General features: G+C 52.9%; 18 protein-coding genes. 10 read left to right on the top strand and 8 right to left on the bottom strand.

Annotation, left to right across the window (positions count from 1 at the left end; translation table 11 throughout):
* Positions 1-2: 2 nt before the first annotated feature.
* The 5 genes from sanA to A7Z06_RS17615 form a co-directional block, all read right to left on the bottom strand.
* Positions 3-722 carry an outer membrane permeability protein SanA gene (gene sanA, locus A7Z06_RS17635; RefSeq protein ID WP_000920075.1) on the bottom strand — a complete coding sequence of 240 codons (720 nt, stop codon included), beginning with the start codon at positions 720-722 and terminating at the stop codon, positions 3-5.
* Between the two features lie 184 nt (positions 723-906).
* Positions 907-1,791, bottom strand: coding sequence for a cytidine deaminase (gene cdd, locus A7Z06_RS17630; protein ID WP_000553573.1), 885 nt, complete (start codon positions 1,789-1,791; stop codon positions 907-909).
* Between the two features lie 130 nt (positions 1,792-1,921).
* The gene (locus tag A7Z06_RS17625) at positions 1,922-2,617 is read right to left on the bottom strand and encodes a CidB/LrgB family autolysis modulator (RefSeq protein ID WP_000968197.1); all 696 of its coding nucleotides are present in this window, start codon (positions 2,615-2,617) and stop codon (positions 1,922-1,924) included.
* Positions 2,614-3,012, bottom strand: coding sequence for a CidA/LrgA family protein (locus A7Z06_RS17620; protein ID WP_001516704.1), 399 nt, complete (start codon positions 3,010-3,012; stop codon positions 2,614-2,616). The genes A7Z06_RS17625 and A7Z06_RS17620 overlap by 4 nt, the downstream gene beginning before the upstream one ends.
* Positions 3,013-3,142: 130 nt before the next feature.
* Complete coding sequence (locus A7Z06_RS17615; protein ID WP_000024642.1) at positions 3,143-4,051, bottom strand: LysR substrate-binding domain-containing protein; 909 nt, start codon at positions 4,049-4,051, stop codon at positions 3,143-3,145.
* A gap of 126 nt (positions 4,052-4,177) precedes the next feature.
* Here A7Z06_RS17615 and mhbT point away from each other — a divergent pair, with 126 nt between their 5' ends.
* The 6 genes from mhbT (at position 4,178) to dusC (ending at position 10,163) form a co-directional block, all read left to right on the top strand.
* Entirely contained in the window at positions 4,178-5,536 is a 1,359-nt protein-coding gene (gene mhbT / locus A7Z06_RS17610) for a 3-hydroxybenzoate transporter MhbT (RefSeq protein WP_000194207.1), read from the top strand.
* 11 nt (positions 5,537-5,547) lie between these two features.
* The gene (gene gtdA, locus A7Z06_RS17605; protein ID WP_000131692.1) at positions 5,548-6,576 is read left to right on the top strand and encodes a gentisate 1,2-dioxygenase; all 1,029 of its coding nucleotides are present in this window, start codon (positions 5,548-5,550) and stop codon (positions 6,574-6,576) included.
* Positions 6,577-6,591: 15 nt separating this feature from the next.
* The gene (locus A7Z06_RS17600) at positions 6,592-7,293 is read left to right on the top strand and encodes a fumarylacetoacetate hydrolase family protein (protein ID WP_000196042.1); all 702 of its coding nucleotides are present in this window, start codon (positions 6,592-6,594) and stop codon (positions 7,291-7,293) included.
* An 8-nt stretch (positions 7,294-7,301) separates the two neighbouring features.
* On the top strand, positions 7,302-7,946 hold the full coding sequence (gene maiA, locus A7Z06_RS17595) for a maleylacetoacetate isomerase (protein ID WP_000781175.1): 645 nt from the start codon (positions 7,302-7,304) through the stop codon (positions 7,944-7,946).
* Between the two features lie 14 nt (positions 7,947-7,960).
* Positions 7,961-9,154, top strand: coding sequence for a 3-hydroxybenzoate 6-monooxygenase (locus A7Z06_RS17590; protein ID WP_000170146.1), 1,194 nt, complete (start codon positions 7,961-7,963; stop codon positions 9,152-9,154).
* A gap of 61 nt (positions 9,155-9,215) precedes the next feature.
* Entirely contained in the window at positions 9,216-10,163 is a 948-nt protein-coding gene (dusC, locus tag A7Z06_RS17585) for a tRNA dihydrouridine(16) synthase DusC (protein WP_001264860.1), read from the top strand.
* Between the two features lie 371 nt (positions 10,164-10,534).
* Here the strand turns inward: dusC and yohP are convergent, their stop codons facing one another.
* Positions 10,535-10,618, bottom strand: a complete 84-nt coding sequence (gene yohP / locus A7Z06_RS22120) for a small membrane protein YohP (protein ID WP_000691708.1) — start codon at positions 10,616-10,618, stop codon at positions 10,535-10,537.
* Positions 10,619-10,840: 222 nt separating this feature from the next.
* On the opposite strand from yohP, the gene mdtQ reads away from it, so the two are divergent.
* Together mdtQ and A7Z06_RS17560 are read left to right on the top strand one after the other, a co-directional pair.
* Positions 10,841-12,277: a multidrug resistance outer membrane protein MdtQ gene (gene mdtQ, locus A7Z06_RS17565; RefSeq protein WP_001078082.1), complete on the top strand. Its 1,437-nt coding sequence runs from the start codon at positions 10,841-10,843 to the stop codon at positions 12,275-12,277.
* A 52-nt stretch (positions 12,278-12,329) separates the two neighbouring features.
* Positions 12,330-13,091: an SDR family oxidoreductase gene (locus A7Z06_RS17560; protein WP_000079566.1), complete on the top strand. Its 762-nt coding sequence runs from the start codon at positions 12,330-12,332 to the stop codon at positions 13,089-13,091.
* Positions 13,092-13,216: 125 nt separating this feature from the next.
* On the opposite strand, the gene A7Z06_RS17555 is transcribed toward A7Z06_RS17560, so the two are convergent.
* Entirely contained in the window at positions 13,217-13,795 is a 579-nt protein-coding gene (locus A7Z06_RS17555) for a DedA family protein (protein ID WP_024212410.1), read from the bottom strand.
* A gap of 169 nt (positions 13,796-13,964) precedes the next feature.
* On the opposite strand from A7Z06_RS17555, the gene A7Z06_RS17550 reads away from it, so the two are divergent.
* On the top strand, positions 13,965-14,552 hold the full coding sequence (locus tag A7Z06_RS17550; protein WP_000020073.1) for a Yip1 family protein: 588 nt from the start codon (positions 13,965-13,967) through the stop codon (positions 14,550-14,552).
* A gap of 173 nt (positions 14,553-14,725) precedes the next feature.
* A complete protein-coding gene (gene pbpG, locus A7Z06_RS17545; RefSeq protein WP_010347193.1) occupies positions 14,726-15,658 on the top strand; it encodes a D-alanyl-D-alanine endopeptidase in 933 nt (310 codons plus the stop codon).
* Between the two features lie 218 nt (positions 15,659-15,876).
* Here pbpG and dld read toward each other — a convergent pair whose 3' ends face one another.
* On the bottom strand, positions 15,877-17,592 hold the full coding sequence (gene dld / locus A7Z06_RS17540) for a D-lactate dehydrogenase (protein ID WP_000097383.1): 1,716 nt from the start codon (positions 17,590-17,592) through the stop codon (positions 15,877-15,879).
* Positions 17,593-17,767 lie beyond the last annotated feature (175 nt).

Genomic DNA, 17,767 nt, shown 5'->3' with positions numbered 1-17,767 from the left:
AACTACTTTCCTTGTTTCTTTTCTAATTCAAGTAATTGTTCGGGGGTAACGGCCGGATACCCCTGCGCATCTTCCGGCACCTGGTGCATTGCCGGAATAGGAACCAGAGGACCTAAAAAGCGTGGCTCACGTTTAAAGATATAAAGATCAGCCAGAGCGCCGAAACGAGCGGCAAATTCACGAATACGTACCGACCACATATCTTTGGGTGATGGTACGGCATAACACTGCGCCTGAATACCCATGTGCAGAGCGATAAATAATGCCCGTTCACAGTGGAAACGCTGAGTGATAATAATGAAGTCGTTAGTATCGAAGACTTTGCGCGTGCGTACGATAGAGTCGAGGGTTCGAAAACCTGCGTAGTCGAGAACAATATCAGCTGGATCGACACCAGCGGCAATTAAATCTTTGCGCATGGTCATCGGTTCGTTATAACTCTGCAACGCGTTATCGCCGCTAAGTAATAGATAATTCACCTTACCGCTGTTATAGGCATTTATTGCCCCCTGAATACGGTAGCGGTAATACTGATTAATCACCCCGGTGCGATAATACTTCGCGGTGCCAAGTACCACGCCGACCTGGCGGTAGGGGAGATCCTGTAACTCGTCGTAGATATAAGGCGCAGTTTTCCAGCTCATCCAGCGATCGAGGCCGAGCACAGTCAACAGCAGCAAGCCGATCAGGACTAACAGGCTGTAAAACACGCGCTTTAACATGCAGAAAACTCGATCTTGGGGAATTTCAATCAGGCTACTTTACCTGCGGGCTTTGCGCAAGAAACGGCAAACTGTTTGCCGGGATTTTCGACACCAGGATAAGTTGGCAAGCCTGATGCGACGCTTATCAGTGTGCCAGACCTGTAGGCCGGATAAGGCGTTCACGCCGCATCCGGCACCAGGCTTAAGCGAGAAGAACGCGGTCGATATTGTTGCAGCCGAGAGCTTTCAGCGTTGCGGAGGTTGCATCCCACTGAATCAACGGCGCATCGGCTTTTTCTGCCAGAATCGCGCGCTGAATATCCGGGTAATCATACCCCTTGAGATTCAACAGAATTAACGCTCCTTGTAATGGCGGCAGAGTCGGGTTGAATGCCGCGTTTTCAGCGTAGCTACCGCTGAAAATACGACCGTCTTTACATTCCAGCGCCACGCCGCTTGGGGACTTGCTGTAAGGCATGTGTGAACGGTTTGCCGCTGCGATCGCCGCCTGAGAAAGCGCATCGCCGGTCAGTGCAAAGCCGTGATCCTGCTCGTCCATCAGCAGCGTTTTAATCTCCAGATCTTTCGGCCCAAAAGCATCCGGCAGATAGTCACGCAGCGCGTGCGCTTCGCGACCCGGTAGATGAATACGCAGATCCAGACCGCTATTCAGTTCATTCATAAACTGACGGCAGTGACCACAAGGCGTGTAGTTAACGGTGATAGCGGCGAGTGCTTTCTCACCGCTCAACCAGGCGTGGCTGATAGCACTTTGTTCGGCATGAACGGTTTGCTGCATTGTCGCGCCAATAAATTCCATATTGGCACCAAAATACCAGGTTCCACTCACGCCGCGCGCAATAGCGCCAACATTAAAATTCGACAATGGCGTGCGGGCACAGGCCGCCGCCAGCGGCAGCAGTGCGAAAGCCAGCGCGTCTTCGTCCAGCCCCGTTGCGCTCTTCAGCGAAGAGACCTGCTCTTTGGTCAACAACGCAGGAAAATACTTGTCTGCCAGAATGGGTTCCAGTGCAGATTGCAAGTTATCCGCAAGTTGGGCAAAAGCAGTTTGAAAACGTGGATGCATGGCGTTGCCTCATAATCATGTAATGGGATAACAGTTTACGAACCCGTTATGCCTTTATATGTGATCTGAATCTCATTAATTATGCAACGCGTGAAACTTACATCAAAAATGCGCGACGCATCGCAAAATTTTAGCCCATTACAGCCAGAATAATCGGGAAAAGGAACGGTGCGATCAGCGAGGTAATAATCCCGCACAGCACCAGTGCCAGCGAACTAAATGCGCCTTCCTGATAATCCAGCTCGGCACAGCGCGCCGTACCGAGGGCGTGAGAGGCCGTTCCCATCGCCAGACCGCGCGCCGCTTTGGTGCGAATACGCATCGCATTAAGCAACGTATGACCAAACACCGCGCCCAGAATACCGACGAAAATGACGCAAACTGCGCTAATTGCAGGGATACCGCCAATACTGCCGCCAACCGCCATCGCAATTGGCGTAGTCACCGACTTCGGCAAGATTGACGCGGCGATTTCTGGTGAAGCACCCATCAACAATGCCACGGAAGTCCCTGTCACCATCGCGACCACGCTACCGATAAAACAAATGGTGATGATCGATTTCCAGCGCGCGCGGATCTGATGCAGCTGTTCATATAAAGGATAGGCCAGCGCCACCACCGCCGGTTGCAGCAGATCGTTTAAAACCTCACTACCTTTAAAATAGTTGTCGTAAGAGATGCCGGTCAGCATTAAAAAAGGAATGATCACCACCATTGCCACCAGCAACGGATTGAGCAATGGAAATTTATACCGCGCTGCCAGTTTGCGGGCGGCAAAAAAGACAATCAATGTCAGCGGTAATGACCACCAGATATTCGCCATCATTTCTCTGATCCTTTCTGACCTATGACTTTACGTTCACCGTGTACCAGGTGCGAACTCCAGCTCACCACCAGAAAAACCACCAGCGTACTAATGGCACAGGAAACCACTACCGGGCCAAACTGTGCGCGCAGCAAATCAAAATATTGCATGACGCCTACGCCAATCGGCACAAACAATAGCGCCATATAGCGAATCAGTACGTAGCACCCCGGATTGACCCACTTCGCCGGAAGAATTTGCAAGGCCAGCAGGACAAACAGGATCAGCATCCCGATGATGCTGCCCGGAATGGTTACCGGTAGCAGGGAAGCAATGAAAATACCTGCATACAGGCAGGCATAAATCAGGACAAAAGCGCGTAAATATTGCCAGATAATGTTCAGTGTCTTACTCATGATCAACACCCCAGATGAGATGGATTCATCATACAATTAATCTGTAAAACGTGCTACCGATCACATCATGAAATCTGAGCATAGTTGAATTACAGGAGACGAATATCGGGCAAGCGCCCAATTCAGTGGTCTAATTCTGGTTCAAAAAGTGCAGGAACCGACTTAGCGCACGGGAGGGCGTTTCGTTATTACGCCAGAACACGCCGACGCTGCCTTTCTGTTCTATCTTCGGCAGGTTCAGGATCACCAGTTGCCCCTGACTGGCATAGCGTTGCGCCAGACGTAAAGAGAGTATAGAAATCATGTCGCTGCTTTGGAGCAGATTGGTGCTGACGTTCATTGACGCCGATTCAATGGTGTTTTCTGGCAGCATCACGCCATGTTCTACCAGCGCATTATCAATACTGAGACGAATAGGTGTCCCGGTTGGCCAGACTATCCAGCGCCAGTTAGCCAGATCATCCCAGCCAAGAGCGGCATATTTCGCCAGTGGATGGTTTGGGCGAGCGACAAAGCACACTGGCTCGGTGTAGAGCACCTGATAATTTAGCGGCAGTTGCAGTGCACGACCACCAATACGACCAACCACTACATCCACAGAACCTGCCAGCAGGTCTTGCAGTAATGGCGTCATCACCTTCTCTTCGATATTCAGGTGCAGCGTCGGCATCTCTTTTAGCAAATGCAAAATTGCCTGGGATACGCAGTCAGTGGCGACAGGAGAACAACCTATTTTCAGACTGCCGACCAGCCCGCCTTGTTTAAAGCGCGCCAGTTCATGTTGCGATCGCTCCATGTCATTGATTAATCGTTGGGCATGTTGCAATAACAATTTGCCACCTTCGGTCGGACGTAGCCCTTTGCTGTGCCGCTCAAAGAGTGTGAGGCCGATCTCATCTTCGAGTTGTGACAGCCATTTCGACAGCGCAGGCTGAGTGATATTCATCATCCGTGCCACATGGGTCAGATTACCCTGTTCGCCCAGCGCCACCAGCATTTGCAGGTGATGAAGTTTTAATTTCTGCGCCCAGTTTGCCATTTGCCATAACCTCCAGGTTATCTCTCTGCCGAAAATGCCATTGTACATTTCATCTCTTTAATCACAATATCGCAACATATACAAAACAATAGAAACATCTACCTTACCTGCACTGAGGCATTCACTATGACTCAACGACGTGATTTACAAGCACTGATCGATGCCGCTCCGGTCGGCAAGATGCAGTGGCGCGTTATCATCTGCTGTTTTCTGGTGGTAATGCTCGATGGTTTTGACACGGCGGCTATCGGCTTTATCGCTCCCGATATTCGTACTCACTGGCAACTCTCCGCAGGCGATCTCGCGCCGCTGTTTGGCGCGGGTCTGTTGGGATTAACCGCAGGCGCGCTGCTTTGCGGCCCGTTGTCCGATCGCTTTGGTCGTAAACGGGTCATTGAGTTGTGCGTCTTTTTATTTGGTGCGTTAAGTCTTGCCTCTGCTTTTTCACCAGATCTGCAAACACTGGTAATCCTGCGCTTTCTCACTGGGTTAGGTCTTGGCGGCGCAATGCCGAATACCATCACCATGACGTCGGAATATCTGCCAGCTCGTCGTCGAGGCGCGCTGGTAACGCTGATGTTTTGCGGTTTCACGCTGGGGTCAGCCTTTGGCGGGATTGTCAGCGCGCAACTGGTGCCGGTGATTGGCTGGCACGGCATTCTGGTGCTGGGAGGCGTATTACCGCTGATTTTATTTGTCGCGCTGGTGGTGGTTTTGCCGGAATCGCCACGCTGGCAGGTGCGTCGCCAGTTACCGCAGGCGGTAATTGCAAAAACCGTGAGTGCCATGACTCGCGAGCGTTATGTCGATACCCACTTTTATCTCAATGAACCAGCCGCTATTGCCAAAGGCAGCATTCGCCAGTTGTTTGCCGGGCGTCAGTTAACCATCACGTTGATGCTGTGGGTCGTTTTCTTCATGAGCCTGCTGATCATTTACCTGCTCTCAAGCTGGATGCCGACGTTGCTTAACCATCGTGGTATCGACCTGCAACATGCGTCCTGGGTTACCGCCGCATTCCAGATTGGCGGCACGTTGGGCGCGCTGGCGCTGGGCGTACTGATGGATAAATTCAATCCTTTCCGCGTGTTGGCGCTGAGCTATGCCATAGGCGTTGTATGCATCGTGATGATTGGCTTAAGTCAGGACGGATTATGGCTGATGGCACTGGCTGTCTTTGGCACTGGCATTGGTATCAGCGGATCGCAAGTGGGGCTGAACGCGCTGACCGCCACGCTCTACCCGACACAAAGTCGCGCCACGGGCGTGAGCTGGTCAAACGCCGTCGGCCGCTGCGGCGCGATTGTCGGTTCGCTTTCTGGCGGCGTGATGATGGCGATGAATTTCTCTTTCGACACTCTGTTTTTCATTATCGCTGTGCCTGCGGCGATCAGTGCGGTGATGTTAACGCTGCTGATTACCGTCGTTCGCCAGTCGACCTCTGTCCCTGACTCACTGCCTCGCGCAGGCGTTGTGAACGAATAAGGAGCATCTCAATGACTGATAACAATCAAAATAGCCGCGAGCAATTTTATCAACACATTTCCGGGCAAAACCTGACCCCGCTGTGGGAGTCGTTGCACCATCTGGTGCCGAAAACGCCCAACGCTAATTGCGCGCCAGCGTACTGGAATTATCAGGAGATCCGCCCGTTGTTGCTGGAAAGTGGCAGCCTGATTGGCGCGAAAGAGGCGGTGCGTCGCGTACTGGTGCTGGAAAACCCGGCGCTGCGCGGTCAGTCCTCTATTACCGCCACCTTGTATGCCGGTTTGCAACTGATCATGCCAGGCGAAGTGGCACCAAGCCATCGTCATAACCAGTCGGCGCTGCGTTTTATTGTTGAAGGTAAAGGCGCATTTACCGCCGTTGATGGCGAACGCACGCCAATGAATGAGGGCGATTTTATCCTGACCCCGCAGTGGCGCTGGCACGATCACGGTAATCCTGGCGACGAACCGGTTATCTGGCTGGATGGACTGGATCTGCCATTAGTGAACACTCTGGGCTGCGGTTTTGCCGAAGATTATCCGGAAGAGCAACAACCGGTAACGCGCAAAGAGGGGGATTATCTGCCGCGTTATGCCGCCAATATGTTGCCGCTGCGCCATCAGACGGGGAACTCCTCGCCGATCTTTAACTACCGTTATGACCGCAGCCGCGAAGTGCTGCACGATTTAACCCGGCTGGGCGATGCCGATGAGTGGGATGGCTACAAAATGCGCTACGTCAACCCGGTCACTGGCGGGTATCCGATGCCGTCGATGGGCGCTTTCCTGCAACTGTTGCCGAAAGGGTTCGCCTCCCGCGTGGCGCGCACAACTGACAGCACCATCTACCACGTGGTGGAAGGCGGCGGGCAGGTCACTATCGGCAATGAAACCTTCACCTTTAGTGCAAAAGATATCTTCGTGGTGCCGACCTGGCACGGCGTGTCATTCCAGACCACGCAAGATACCGTTTTATTTAGTTTTTCGGACAGACCGGTACAAGAAGCCCTGGGGCTGTTCCGCGAAGCGCGTTATTAATTTGGGAGAGAAAAAATGACTCAATATGTATTCGAACCGCAAGCGCCCGTTACCGTACCGGTTGTTGGCAGTGATGAACAATTCCCTGTGCGTCGCGTTTACTGCGTCGGACGTAACTATGCTGCCCACGCCCGCGAAATGGGCTTCGATCCGGATCGTGAACCGCCATTCTTCTTCTGCAAACCAGCGGATGCCGTTGTTCCGGTTGCCGCTGGCGAAACGCTGGCGCTGCCATATCCGGCGCAGACCGATAACTACCATTATGAAATTGAGCTGGTAGTGGCAATTGGTAAAAAGGGCAGCGATATCCCGCTGGAAAACGCCCATGAATATGTCTGGGGTTATGCCACGGGGCTTGATATGACCCGTCGCGATCGTCAAATGGAAATGCGCCAGATGGGACGCCCGTGGGAAATCGGCAAAGCGTTTGATCTCTCTGCGCCGATCGCGCCGCTGCACAAAGCCAGCGAAACCGGCGGTATTGAGAACGCGCCAATCTGGTTACAGGTTAACGGCGAAGATCATCAGCGCAGCGATATTCGTCATCTCATCTGGTCAGTGAATGAAACCATCAGCTACCTGTCCGGCTTCTTTGAACTGCAACCGGGCGATCTGATCTTCACCGGCACGCCGGAAGGTGTTGGCCCGGTGGTGAAAGGCGATGTGATCACGGGCAACGTCGAGGGTTTAACCCCTATCGCGGTGAAGATTGTCTGAGGTGCAAGATGAAGCTGTACAGTTTTTTTAATAGTTCAGCGTCGTACCGGGTGCGTATCGCGCTGGCGCTAAAGGGTATCGATTACCAGACCGAAGGGGTGAATATCCGCATTGGTCAGCAAAACGAACTGGCCTACCGGCGGATGAATCCGGTCGGGCTGGTGCCGACGCTGCTGACCGATGATGGCGAGTCACTCGGTCAATCGCTGGCGATAATTGACTGGCTGGATCGTCATTATCCACAAGTTCCGCTGATGCCGCAGGAAGAACCGGCTCGCAATAAAGTCCTGGAAATTGTTTATGCCATCGCTTGCGACATTCATCCTCTGAATAATTTGCGTGTGCTGCGCTACCTGACCGAAGAACTGAACGTCAGTGAAGAAGAGAAAAAACGCTGGTATGCGCACTGGATCCAGCAAGGGTTAAGCGCGGTGGAACAACTGCTGCGCCAGAGCCAGTCGGGGCAATTTTGTGTGGGCGAGACGCCGACGCTGGCAGACTGCTGCCTTGTCCCACAGTGGGCAAATGCGTTACGCATGAACTGTGACCTGAGTGCATATCCGCGCTGTAAAGTGGTGTACGACGCCTGCACGCAGCTGCCAGCATTTATAGCTGCCGCGCCAGAAAATCAACAAGATAAAATTTCAGCCTGACCAGGAGAAGCATAATGACGAAAGTGACACGCGCAGTAATTGTGGGAGGCGGGATCGGCGGTGCGGCAACTGCGCTGTCACTGGCCCGCCTGGGGATCAAAGTCGTGCTGCTGGAAAAGGCACATGAAATCGGTGAGATTGGCGCAGGCATCCAGTTGGGGCCAAACGCGTTTTCGGCGCTGGACAGTCTTGGCGTCGGGGAAATTGCCCGTCAGCGCGCGGTGTTTACCGATCACATCACCATGATGGACGCAGTAAACGCCGAAGAGGTGGTGCGCATTGAAACCGGGCAGGCCTTTCGTGACCATTTTGGCGGCCCTTACGCGGTGATCCATCGCGTTGATATCCATGCCTCGGTGTGGGAAGCGGTACTGACGCATCCGGACGTCGAATATCACACCTCCACACAGGTGGTGGATATTCGTGAGACGGAAGACGATGTCACCGTTTTTGACGATCGCGGCAATAGCTGGAGCGGCGATATTCTGATTGGCTGTGATGGCGTGAAGTCAGTGGTGCGTCAGAGCTTATTAGGCGATGTGCCGCGCGTTACCGGGCATGTGGTCTACCGTGCGGTTATCGATTGTGCCGATATGCCGGAAGATTTGCGTATTAACGCGCCGGTACTGTGGGCGGGGCCGCACTGTCACCTGGTGCATTACCCTTTGCGCGGCGGCAAGCAGTATAACCTGGTGGTGACATTCCACAGTCGCCAGCAGGAAGAGTGGGGCGTGAAGGATGGCAGCAAAGAGGAAGTGCTCTCCTATTTTGAAGGCATTCATCCACGCCCGCGCCAGATGCTGGATAAACCGACCTCATGGCGACGCTGGTCAACTGCCGACCGCGAACCGGTGGCGAAGTGGGGAACGAAGCGCATAACGCTGGTGGGCGATGCGGCGCATCCGGTGGCGCAATATATGGCGCAGGGTGCCTGTATGGCACTGGAAGACGCGGTGACGCTCGGTAAGGCACTGGCAGAATGTGACGGCGATGCGGCACAAGCCTTTGCGCTGTATGAGTCGGTACGTATTCCACGCACCGCGCGCATCGTCTGGTCAACCCGTGAAATGGGGCGGGTATACCACGCTGCGGGGGTAGAACGCCAGGTACGTAACCTGCTGTGGAAAGGGAAATCGCAGGCAGAGTTTTATCGTGGTATGGAGTGGCTGTACGGCTGGAAAGAAGATAACTGTCTGCAACCACGTTGAGCACTTTAATCCGCTGACCGGAGGCGCTACCATAGCGCCTCATTTTTTTGCGGGTGATGATATGCGTGTACTACTGGCGCCGATGGAGGGTGTGCTTGACTCTCTGGTGCGTGAATTGCTGACTGAAGTTAACGACTACGATCTGTGCATCACCGAATTTGTCCGCGTGGTCGATCAACTGCTGCCGGTAAAAGTCTTTCATCGCATTTGCCCTGAACTACAAAATGCCAGTCGAACGCCATCCGGTACGCTGGTGCGCGTACAACTGCTGGGGCAGTTCCCGCAATGGCTGGCGGAAAATGCCGCTCGTGCGGTGGAGTTAGGCTCCTGGGGCGTGGATCTCAATTGCGGTTGCCCATCGAAAACGGTTAACGGTAGCGGCGGCGGGGCGACGTTACTCAAAGATCCCGAGCTCATCTACCAGGGGGCAAAAGCGATGCGCGAAGCTGTGCCGGCGCATTTACCCGTCAGCGTGAAAGTGCGGCTTGGCTGGGACAGCGGCGATAAGAAGTTTGAAATTGCCGATGCTGTTCAACAGGCTGGCGCCACGGAACTGGTGGTGCATGGGCGGACAAAAGAGCAGGGCTACCGTGCGGAGCATATTGACTGGCAGGCGATTGGCGAGATTCGCCAGCGGCTGAATATTCCGGTGATTGCCAACGGTGAAATCTGGGACTGGCAGAGTGCGCAACAATGTATGGCGATGAGCGGCTGCGACGCGGTAATGATTGGTCGCGGGGCGCTGAATATTCCCAACCTGAGCCGGGTGGTAAAATATAACGAACCGCGAATGCCGTGGCCGGAGGTGGTTGCTTTGCTGCAAAAATATACCCGTCTGGAAAAGCAGGGCGATACCGGGCTATATCACGTCGCGCGAATTAAACAGTGGTTGAGTTATTTGCGTAAAGAATACGATGAAGCAACGGAATTATTTCAGCATGTTCGGGTGTTGAATAATTCCCCTGATATTGCAAGGGCTATTCAGGCAATTGATATCGAGAAACTCTAAAAACCATAGTGATGTTTTTTGACAATGTGTTAGCTCTTTATCAATAGGCCGCACGGTTGTTTGGTGGCGCCAAAATCGCCGAGGCGTTCCCTGGAGGCCGGGGCAGCCCACATGGATGTGGGCTGAGGGCGCGTTTTACAGGGATGTTACCTCGCGCCCGACCCGGTAGCCGCAAGGGATAAGCCGAGGGCACCGCGCAGCGGCGATTTTGTTCGCCAGAGCCCGGGGGTGCAGGGGGCGGCGGCGATTGGCCGCCCCCTGCGCGCTCCTTGCGCCAGTGATTATATGAAGCAATGCACATGACAGGAGCGCAACAGGATGAGAGACTGAAATATTCTTGTTATTTTCGGATCTGATGACATTAATTAATTTTAAAATATCATCTTAAATACGCCAGTCACCACCAGTAGCCCAATCAGGAAAATAATCAATACAGCCCAGAGTATAATTTTCATTGGCGTTCCTTTATTTGTGAGTGCTGAGTAAGTATAGGAAAAAATAAAACCCTTTGCCGTTATTCATAACCGATTAAGATAAATCGGAGAATATCATTTACTTACTGTATGTTTTTCTGGATATGTCGTTTTATTGCCAGTGATGTATTGCCACGCGAAACTAAAAAATATATCGCAACACACGGTAATCTCCGCGCACCATTTCTTACCTGATTATTCCCCATGAATCGTGATCCCTTTTATCCAGCCATCGCCTGTTTTCCGCTGTTGCTTATGCTGGCCGGATGTGCGCCTGTGCACGAAACCCGCCAGGCGTTAAGCCAGCAAACGCCCGCTGCACAAGTTGACACCGCATTACCCATGGCGCTGAAGAATGGTTGGCCAGACAGTCAGTGGTGGCTGGAATATCACGATAATCAACTCACTTCATTAATTAACAATGCACTACAGAACGCACCGGATATGCAGGTGGCTGAACAGCGCATTCAACTGGCTGAAGCTCAGGCGAAAGCTGTAGCCACTCAGGATGGTCCGCAGATCGACTTTTCTGCGGATATGGAGCGGCAAAAAATGTCGGCAGAAGGGTTAATGGGGCCGTTTGCTCTGAACGATCCTGCGGCAGGTACGACCGGTCCGTGGTACACCAACGGTACTTTTGGCTTAACGGCGGGCTGGCATCTTGATATCTGGGGAAAGAATCGGGCGGAGGTTACTGCTCGCCTGGGTACGGTTAAAGCACGGGTGGCGGAACGCGAGCAAACTCGCCAATTGCTGGCTGGCAGCGTGGCACGTCTGTACTGGGAGTGGCAAACCCAGGCGGCGTTAAATACTGTCTTGCAGCAAATCGAAAAAGAGCAGAACACCATTATCGCGACCGATCGCCAGTTGTATCAAAACGGAATTACCTCTTCGGTTGAAGGTGTGGAAACCGATATTAATGCCAGTAAAACCCGGCAGCAGCGCAACGATGCGGCGGGAAAAATGAAAATTATTGAGGCGCGGTTAAGTGCGCTGACTAACAGCCAGGCGAGCGCCTTAAAGCTGCATCCGGTCGTGCTGCCTGAAGTGGCAAGCCAGCTTCCTGATGAACTGGGTTATTCCTTGCTGGCACGCCGTGCCGATTTGCAGGCGGCGCACTGGTACGTTGAATCATCCTTAAGCAGCATCGACGCGGCAAAAGCGGCCTTTTACCCCGACATAAACCTGATGGCCTTCCTGCAACAAGATGCATTGCACTTAAGCGATCTGTTCCGTCATTCCGCGCAGCAAATGGGCGTTACGGCAGGTTTGACGCTACCTATTTTCGATAGCGGCCGTCTTAACGCCAACCTCGATATCGCGAAAGCCGAAAGCAACTTGTCGATCGCCAGCTATAACAAAGCGGTGGTTGAAGCGGTAAATGACGTGGCGCGGGCAGCCAGTCAGGTTCAGACACTGGCGGAGAAAAACCAGCATCAGGCGCAAATTGAGCGCGATGCCCTGCGAGTCGTTGGTCTGGCGCAGGCGCGTTTTAACGCGGGCATCATTGCTGGTTCCCGCGTCAGCGAGGCAAGAATCCCGGCGCTGCGTGAGCGGGCGAACGGTCTGCTCTTGCAGGGGCAGTGGCTGGATGCCTCCGTTCAACTCACCGGCGCACTGGGTGGGGGCTACAAACGCTGATGATATGCGCCTTCTATACTTAACGTTTATTCAGCGTTAAGTGGAGAACTCTATGGCACAGGTCGCGATAATTACCGCCTCCGATTCGGGGATCGGTAAAGAGTGCGCGTTATTACTGGCGCAACAGGGTTTTGATATAGGCGTTACCTGGCACTCAGATGAAGAAGGGGCAAAAGAAACCGCGCGTGAAGTGGTTAGCTACGGCGTCCGTGCGGAGATGGTGCAACTGGATCTCGGCAATCTACCAGAAGGTGCGCAGGCGCTGGAGAAACTCATTCAACGACTGGGGCGTATTGATGTGCTGGTGAATAACGCGGGAGCGATGACCAAAGCGCCGTTTCTTGATATGGCTTTTGATGAGTGGCGCAAGATTTTTACCGTTGATGTCGATGGTGCTTTTTTATGCTCGCAAATTGCCGCCCGCCAGATGGTGAAACAGGGGCAAGGTGGTCGCATCATCAACATTACATCGGTACATGAACATACGCCGCTGCCGGATGCCAGCGCCTACACCGCCGCTAAACATGCACTCGGCGGGTTAACCAAAGCGATGGCGCTCGAACTGGTCAGGCATAAGATTCTGGTGAATGCGGTCGCGCCAGGTGCCATCGCCACGCCGATGAACGGCATGGATGACGGCGACGTGAAGCCCGATGCAGAGCCATCAATTCCCCTGCGGCGTTTCGGCGCAACGCATGAGATTGCCAGTCTGGTGGCCTGGCTATGTTCCGAAGGCGCAAATTACACCACCGGGCAGTCGTTGATTGTCGATGGCGGTTTTATGCTGGCGAATCCGCAGTTTAAACCGGAGTAGCGCAATGGGATATGTGGATATTTCAATGGGTATGTTGTAGGCATGATAAGACGCGCCAGCGTCGCATCAGGCATGGTGCACCTGATGTCGGATGCGGCGCGAACGACTTATCTGTGGCAACTGCTTTACGCCTGATTATCCGGCTTTTTCTTCCCGCGCCGTTTCAGCCACCAGCGCACGCCAACCACCAGAACCACGGCCAGAATCAACCAGACCCAGTGTTTCAGATGCTGATCAAGACTGTGCAACCACGGCGCAATCACCTGACCACCAGCGTAACCGATAGTGGTAAAAATCAACGCCCAGGCAAATGCGCCGAGAATATTCAGCGGCAGAAAGATTTTCGGTGGCAACTGGCTGGCACCAATCAGTGTCGGGCCAATGACCCGAAAGCCATACATAAAACGCGTGCCAATAACAAACAGATACGGATGGCGCTGGATCAGTTTCTGTGCCCGCTCAATTTTATCCTGATGCTTTGAGATACGACGCAACAGCTTGCCGCCAAACCGCCGTCCGCACAGATAAAGCACCTGGTCGCCAATCATGCCGCCAAGCGCCACAGAAAGAACCACCAGCGGGAATTTTAATAATCCCTGATGTGCCGCAACGCCTCCCAGCAAAGTCACGGTTTCACCCTCTGCCAGACTGCCGAGCACCAGCGCGGCATAACCATATTGTGAGATGAGTGTATTGAGATCCATAGGCCAGTCTGTCTCCCTTTGGTTGCCTGTAAGCATACACCCTGTGAATTGTTTGCGCAGAAAAAGGCGTTTCATCACGCGACGCAAATTTCACAACAGGGCAAAAAATAACCACAAGCTGACTTATACTTGAACTGTCAGGTTCAGCAACTCACAAAAAGGGGGCGGTATGAGCCATGTCTGGGGACTGTTTTCCCATCCCGATCGTGAAATGCAGGTGATTAATCGTGAAAACGAAACGATTTCTCATCACTACACCCACCACGTTTTGCTGATGGCGGCGATTCCGGTGATTTGCGCCTTCATTGGCACCACACAAATTGGCTGGAATTTTGGCGATGGCACTATTCTGAAGTTATCCTGGTTTACCGGACTGGCGCTGGCTGTCCTGTTTTATGGCGTTATGCTGGCAGGGGTCGCGGTGATGGGGCGAGTCATCTGGTGGATGGCGCGCAAATATCCGCAACGTCCATCGCTTGCGCACTGTATGGTCTTTGCCGGATATGTCGCAACGCCGCTGTTTTTAAGCGGCCTGGTGGCGCTTTATCCGCTGGTTTGGCTGTGCGCGCTGGTCGGCACGGTGGCGCTGTTTTACACCGGCTATCTGCTTTATCTCGGTATTCCGAGCTTCCTGAATATCAACAAAGAGGAAGGTCTTAGTTTCTCCAGTTCGACGCTGGCGATTGGCGTACTGGTGCTGGAAGTGCTGCTCGCTATTACCGTTATTCTGTGGGGGTACGGTTATCGGTTGTTCTAGAAAGTTCTTTTGCGTTGCATTGCTGACGTAAATGTCAGCAATGCAGCATTTCCTCACGATTCTCCTTTGACGATCGCACTTTTTGCTCGTTATGATGGCGTCGCTAGCCTCAGTAAATCCTTACTCCGGCGGTGCGCAACCCGTGCGCGTGAACCACTATCTGAATGCTCATCATGCCGAAATTTCGAGTTTCTTTATTTAGCCTGGCTCTAATGCTGGCTGTGCCTTTTGCACCGCAGGCCGTTGCGAAAACGACCGCCGCTACCACAGCTTCGCAGCCGGAAATCGCTTCCGGTAGTGCGATGATTGTTGATCTGAATACCAACAAAGTGATCTATTCGAACCACCCGGATCTGGTGCGTCCGATTGCGTCAATCACCAAATTAATGACCGCAATGGTGGTGCTTGACGCACGACTGCCGCTGGATGAAAAACTGAAAGTGGATATCAGCCAGACGCCAGAGATGAAAGGGGTCTATTCGCGCGTGCGACTGAACAGCGAAATCAGCCGTAAAGATATGCTGTTGTTGGCGCTGATGTCTTCGGAAAACCGCGCGGCGGCAAGCCTGGCGCACCATTATCCTGGTGGTTATAACGCTTTTATTAAAGCGATGAATGCGAAAGCGAAGTCGCTCGGAATGAACAACACGCGCTTTGTTGAACCGACCGGGTTGTCGGTGCATAACGTTTCGACGGCCCGTGACCTGACCAAATTGCTGATTGCCAGCAAACAATATCCGTTGATCGGTCAGTTGAGTACCACCCGTGAAGATATGGCGACCTTCTCTAATCCGACGTACACCCTGCCGTTCCGCAATACTAACCATCTGGTTTATCGCGATAACTGGAATATTCAGTTAACCAAAACCGGTTTTACCAATGCCGCAGGGCATTGCCTGGTGATGCGCACGGTTATCAATAATAAACCGGTGGCGCTGGTGGTGATGGATGCATTTGGCAAATATACCCATTTTGCCGATGCCAGCCGCCTGCGTACCTGGATTGAGACCGGTAAAGTGATGCCTGTTCCGGCTGCGGCGTTGAGCTATAAAAAACAAAAAGCCGCTCAGATGGCGGCGGCGGGGCAGACGGCACAGAACGATTAAGTTTGCTTGCCTGTAGGCCGGATCAGGCGTTTACGCCGCATCCGGCATTCGGGCACGATGCCTGATGCGACGCTTGCGCATTTTATCAGGCCTACAAACGTGATGCGTCTGTAGGCCGGATCAGGCGTTTACGCCGCATCCGGCATTCGGGCACGATGCCTGATGCGATGCTGGCGCATCTTATCAGGCCTACATCTGCATCAGGCATCCGGCTATATTTACTCTGCTTCCTGCCAGTTTTTCCGCTTGCTGGTTTTACCGATCCCAGGGTTCATACTGTTGGTTGGATCGTTCTCGCGATAAAACTTCTGCAACGTCTCCGGTGCTTTATACAAATGACCGACGTTATGCTCGGCAGGATATTGCGCGCCGCGCTGGCGTAACAGCTCCAGCATCTGTTCCTTCAACGCATGTACATCCACACCTTTTTTGACGATGTAATCCTGGTGGAAGACATAGCACATAAAATGGCCGTAATAGAGCTTGTGTACCAACTGGCTGTCGATCTCCGGTGGCAAATGCTCATACCACTCGGTATCGTTACGCCGCAGAGCAATATCCAGAGCCAGAATGTCTTCGACTTCATCGGAATGCACGGCCTGATAACGAATTGCCGCCCCCGCAGCGGCGAAACGGTGTAAAAATGCTTTGCTGCCTTCCTCCGGCGTACAGACAAAGAAATCACCTTCAGCCTGTTTGAAATAATCCACCAGCCACGATTTCGCTTCGCCAATGCCATCGCCCGCCATTTTTAACAGCAGATGATGTTCATATTTATCGCGCCAGTTGTTCATGCGCGGGGGTAAATGGCTGGGGAACAGATGACCGAATTTTTGCATCGCACGGTCGGTAAAATGCGGACGGAAGAATTTCACTTTCTCCAGCATCGCATCGGTACGCCCTTTGATGTTAAAGAAGAGAGGCATCTTGTCGGTGCCAAGTTTATCGATCATCAGGAAGGTGTCTTTGCCATATTTTTCCGCGATATCGTAGATATCCCGATGCATATATTCCCCTGCAACCGGCAGATTTTCGAAATTAGCCAGAATATGGCGGCGGATTTCAGTCAGCACTTCCGGCTGATTGGTGCCTATATAAAACACCTGCTGATTTTTTTCTGCTTCGAAGGTATCAAGACGTACCGCGAATACTGCCAGTTTTCCGGCGCAACCGGAGGATTCAAACAGGCGATCCGGGTCGGCGTTATAACGTGCGGGTGTGTCGGCTTCAATATCCCTAACGCGGTGAACATAATCATAATCGTGGGCGTGACGACCATCGTGGCGAACATCATCTTCTTTGATACGATCGTCATCCAGCTTGCTGAGGATCTGCTCTGGTGTTTCGCCCAGATCAATCCCCAGATGGTTCACCAGCGTCAGTTTGCCGTCTTCATTTATGCGCGCGAATAACGACATTTCGGTATATGCCGGGCCACGCTGCACCAGCGAGCCGCCGGAGTTATTACAGATACCGCCGATGACCGATGCACCTATGCACGACGAACCAATCACCGAGTGCGGTTCGCGACCCAGCGGTTTGAGAGCTTTTTCCAGCGAATAGAGCGTGGTACCAGGATATGCCAGCACTTGTTCGCCCTTGCCGAGAACGTGCAGTTTGTCGAGACGCAGGGTGCTGATGATCACGATATCGCGATCATAGTCGTTACCGTTTGGCGTCGAGCCTTCGGTCAGACCAGTATTGGCGGCCTGCATCAGAATAATTTTGTCGGCGGTGACGCAGGCTTTCAGCACCCGCCATAATTCCAGTAGTGAGCCAGGGAAAACGACAGCCAGCGCGTCGCCCTGACCAGAACGGAAGCCCTTGCGATAGCGGGCCGTTTTTGCGGGATCGGTGAGCAGGTGTGAATGACCGACCAGACGGGCAAGTTCATTCAAAAAGGCTTTATTATCAGTTGTTGTCATGGAAGACATTTTCCACTCCTTGTGGTGGCGAAAAAATATCACAAACTAGAATAGCGCCTTGTATGACAATTCAGCGAGTGAATATTTTGAAAATTCAGACAATAAACTGAGCATTCTTTTTCTCTCTCCATCATGCTTATGGCAAACTACGGTTTTTGCACCATTTTCGCTGCCACGTCGGGCA

The organism is Escherichia sp. MOD1-EC6819, from assembly GCF_002965765.1.
GTDB lineage: Bacteria > Pseudomonadota > Gammaproteobacteria > Enterobacterales > Enterobacteriaceae > Escherichia > Escherichia ruysiae.
Note: the sequence above shows the minus strand (reverse complement) of the source record. Positions and strands in the feature narration are given on the sequence as shown.

Bases quoted from the DNA above. Each gene is read 5' to 3' on its own strand.
- A7Z06_RS17625 (WP_000968197.1), bottom strand. From the start codon at position 2,617: ATGATGGCGAATATCTGGTGGTCATTACCGCTGACATTGATTGTCTTT.
- A7Z06_RS17620 (WP_001516704.1), bottom strand. From the start codon at position 3,012: ATGAGTAAGACACTGAACATTATCTGGCAATATTTACGCGCTTTTGTC.
- cdd (WP_000553573.1), bottom strand. From the start codon at position 1,791: ATGCATCCACGTTTTCAAACTGCTTTTGCCCAACTTGCGGATAACTTG.
- mdtQ (WP_001078082.1), top strand. From the start codon at position 10,841: ATGAATCGTGATCCCTTTTATCCAGCCATCGCCTGTTTTCCGCTGTTG.
- sanA (WP_000920075.1), bottom strand. From the start codon at position 722: ATGTTAAAGCGCGTGTTTTACAGCCTGTTAGTCCTGATCGGCTTGCTG.
- A7Z06_RS17560 (WP_000079566.1), top strand. From the start codon at position 12,330: ATGGCACAGGTCGCGATAATTACCGCCTCCGATTCGGGGATCGGTAAA.
- dld (WP_000097383.1), bottom strand. From the start codon at position 17,592: ATGTCTTCCATGACAACAACTGATAATAAAGCCTTTTTGAATGAACTT.
- A7Z06_RS17600 (WP_000196042.1), top strand. From the start codon at position 6,592: ATGACTCAATATGTATTCGAACCGCAAGCGCCCGTTACCGTACCGGTT.
- mhbT (WP_000194207.1), top strand. From the start codon at position 4,178: ATGACTCAACGACGTGATTTACAAGCACTGATCGATGCCGCTCCGGTC.
- maiA (WP_000781175.1), top strand. From the start codon at position 7,302: ATGAAGCTGTACAGTTTTTTTAATAGTTCAGCGTCGTACCGGGTGCGT.
- A7Z06_RS17550 (WP_000020073.1), top strand. From the start codon at position 13,965: ATGAGCCATGTCTGGGGACTGTTTTCCCATCCCGATCGTGAAATGCAG.
- dusC (WP_001264860.1), top strand. From the start codon at position 9,216: ATGCGTGTACTACTGGCGCCGATGGAGGGTGTGCTTGACTCTCTGGTG.
- pbpG (WP_010347193.1), top strand. From the start codon at position 14,726: ATGCCGAAATTTCGAGTTTCTTTATTTAGCCTGGCTCTAATGCTGGCT.
- gtdA (WP_000131692.1), top strand. From the start codon at position 5,548: ATGACTGATAACAATCAAAATAGCCGCGAGCAATTTTATCAACACATT.
- A7Z06_RS17615 (WP_000024642.1), bottom strand. From the start codon at position 4,051: ATGGCAAACTGGGCGCAGAAATTAAAACTTCATCACCTGCAAATGCTG.
- A7Z06_RS17555 (WP_024212410.1), bottom strand. From the start codon at position 13,795: ATGGATCTCAATACACTCATCTCACAATATGGTTATGCCGCGCTGGTG.
- yohP (WP_000691708.1), bottom strand. From the start codon at position 10,618: ATGAAAATTATACTCTGGGCTGTATTGATTATTTTCCTGATTGGGCTA.
- A7Z06_RS17590 (WP_000170146.1), top strand. From the start codon at position 7,961: ATGACGAAAGTGACACGCGCAGTAATTGTGGGAGGCGGGATCGGCGGT.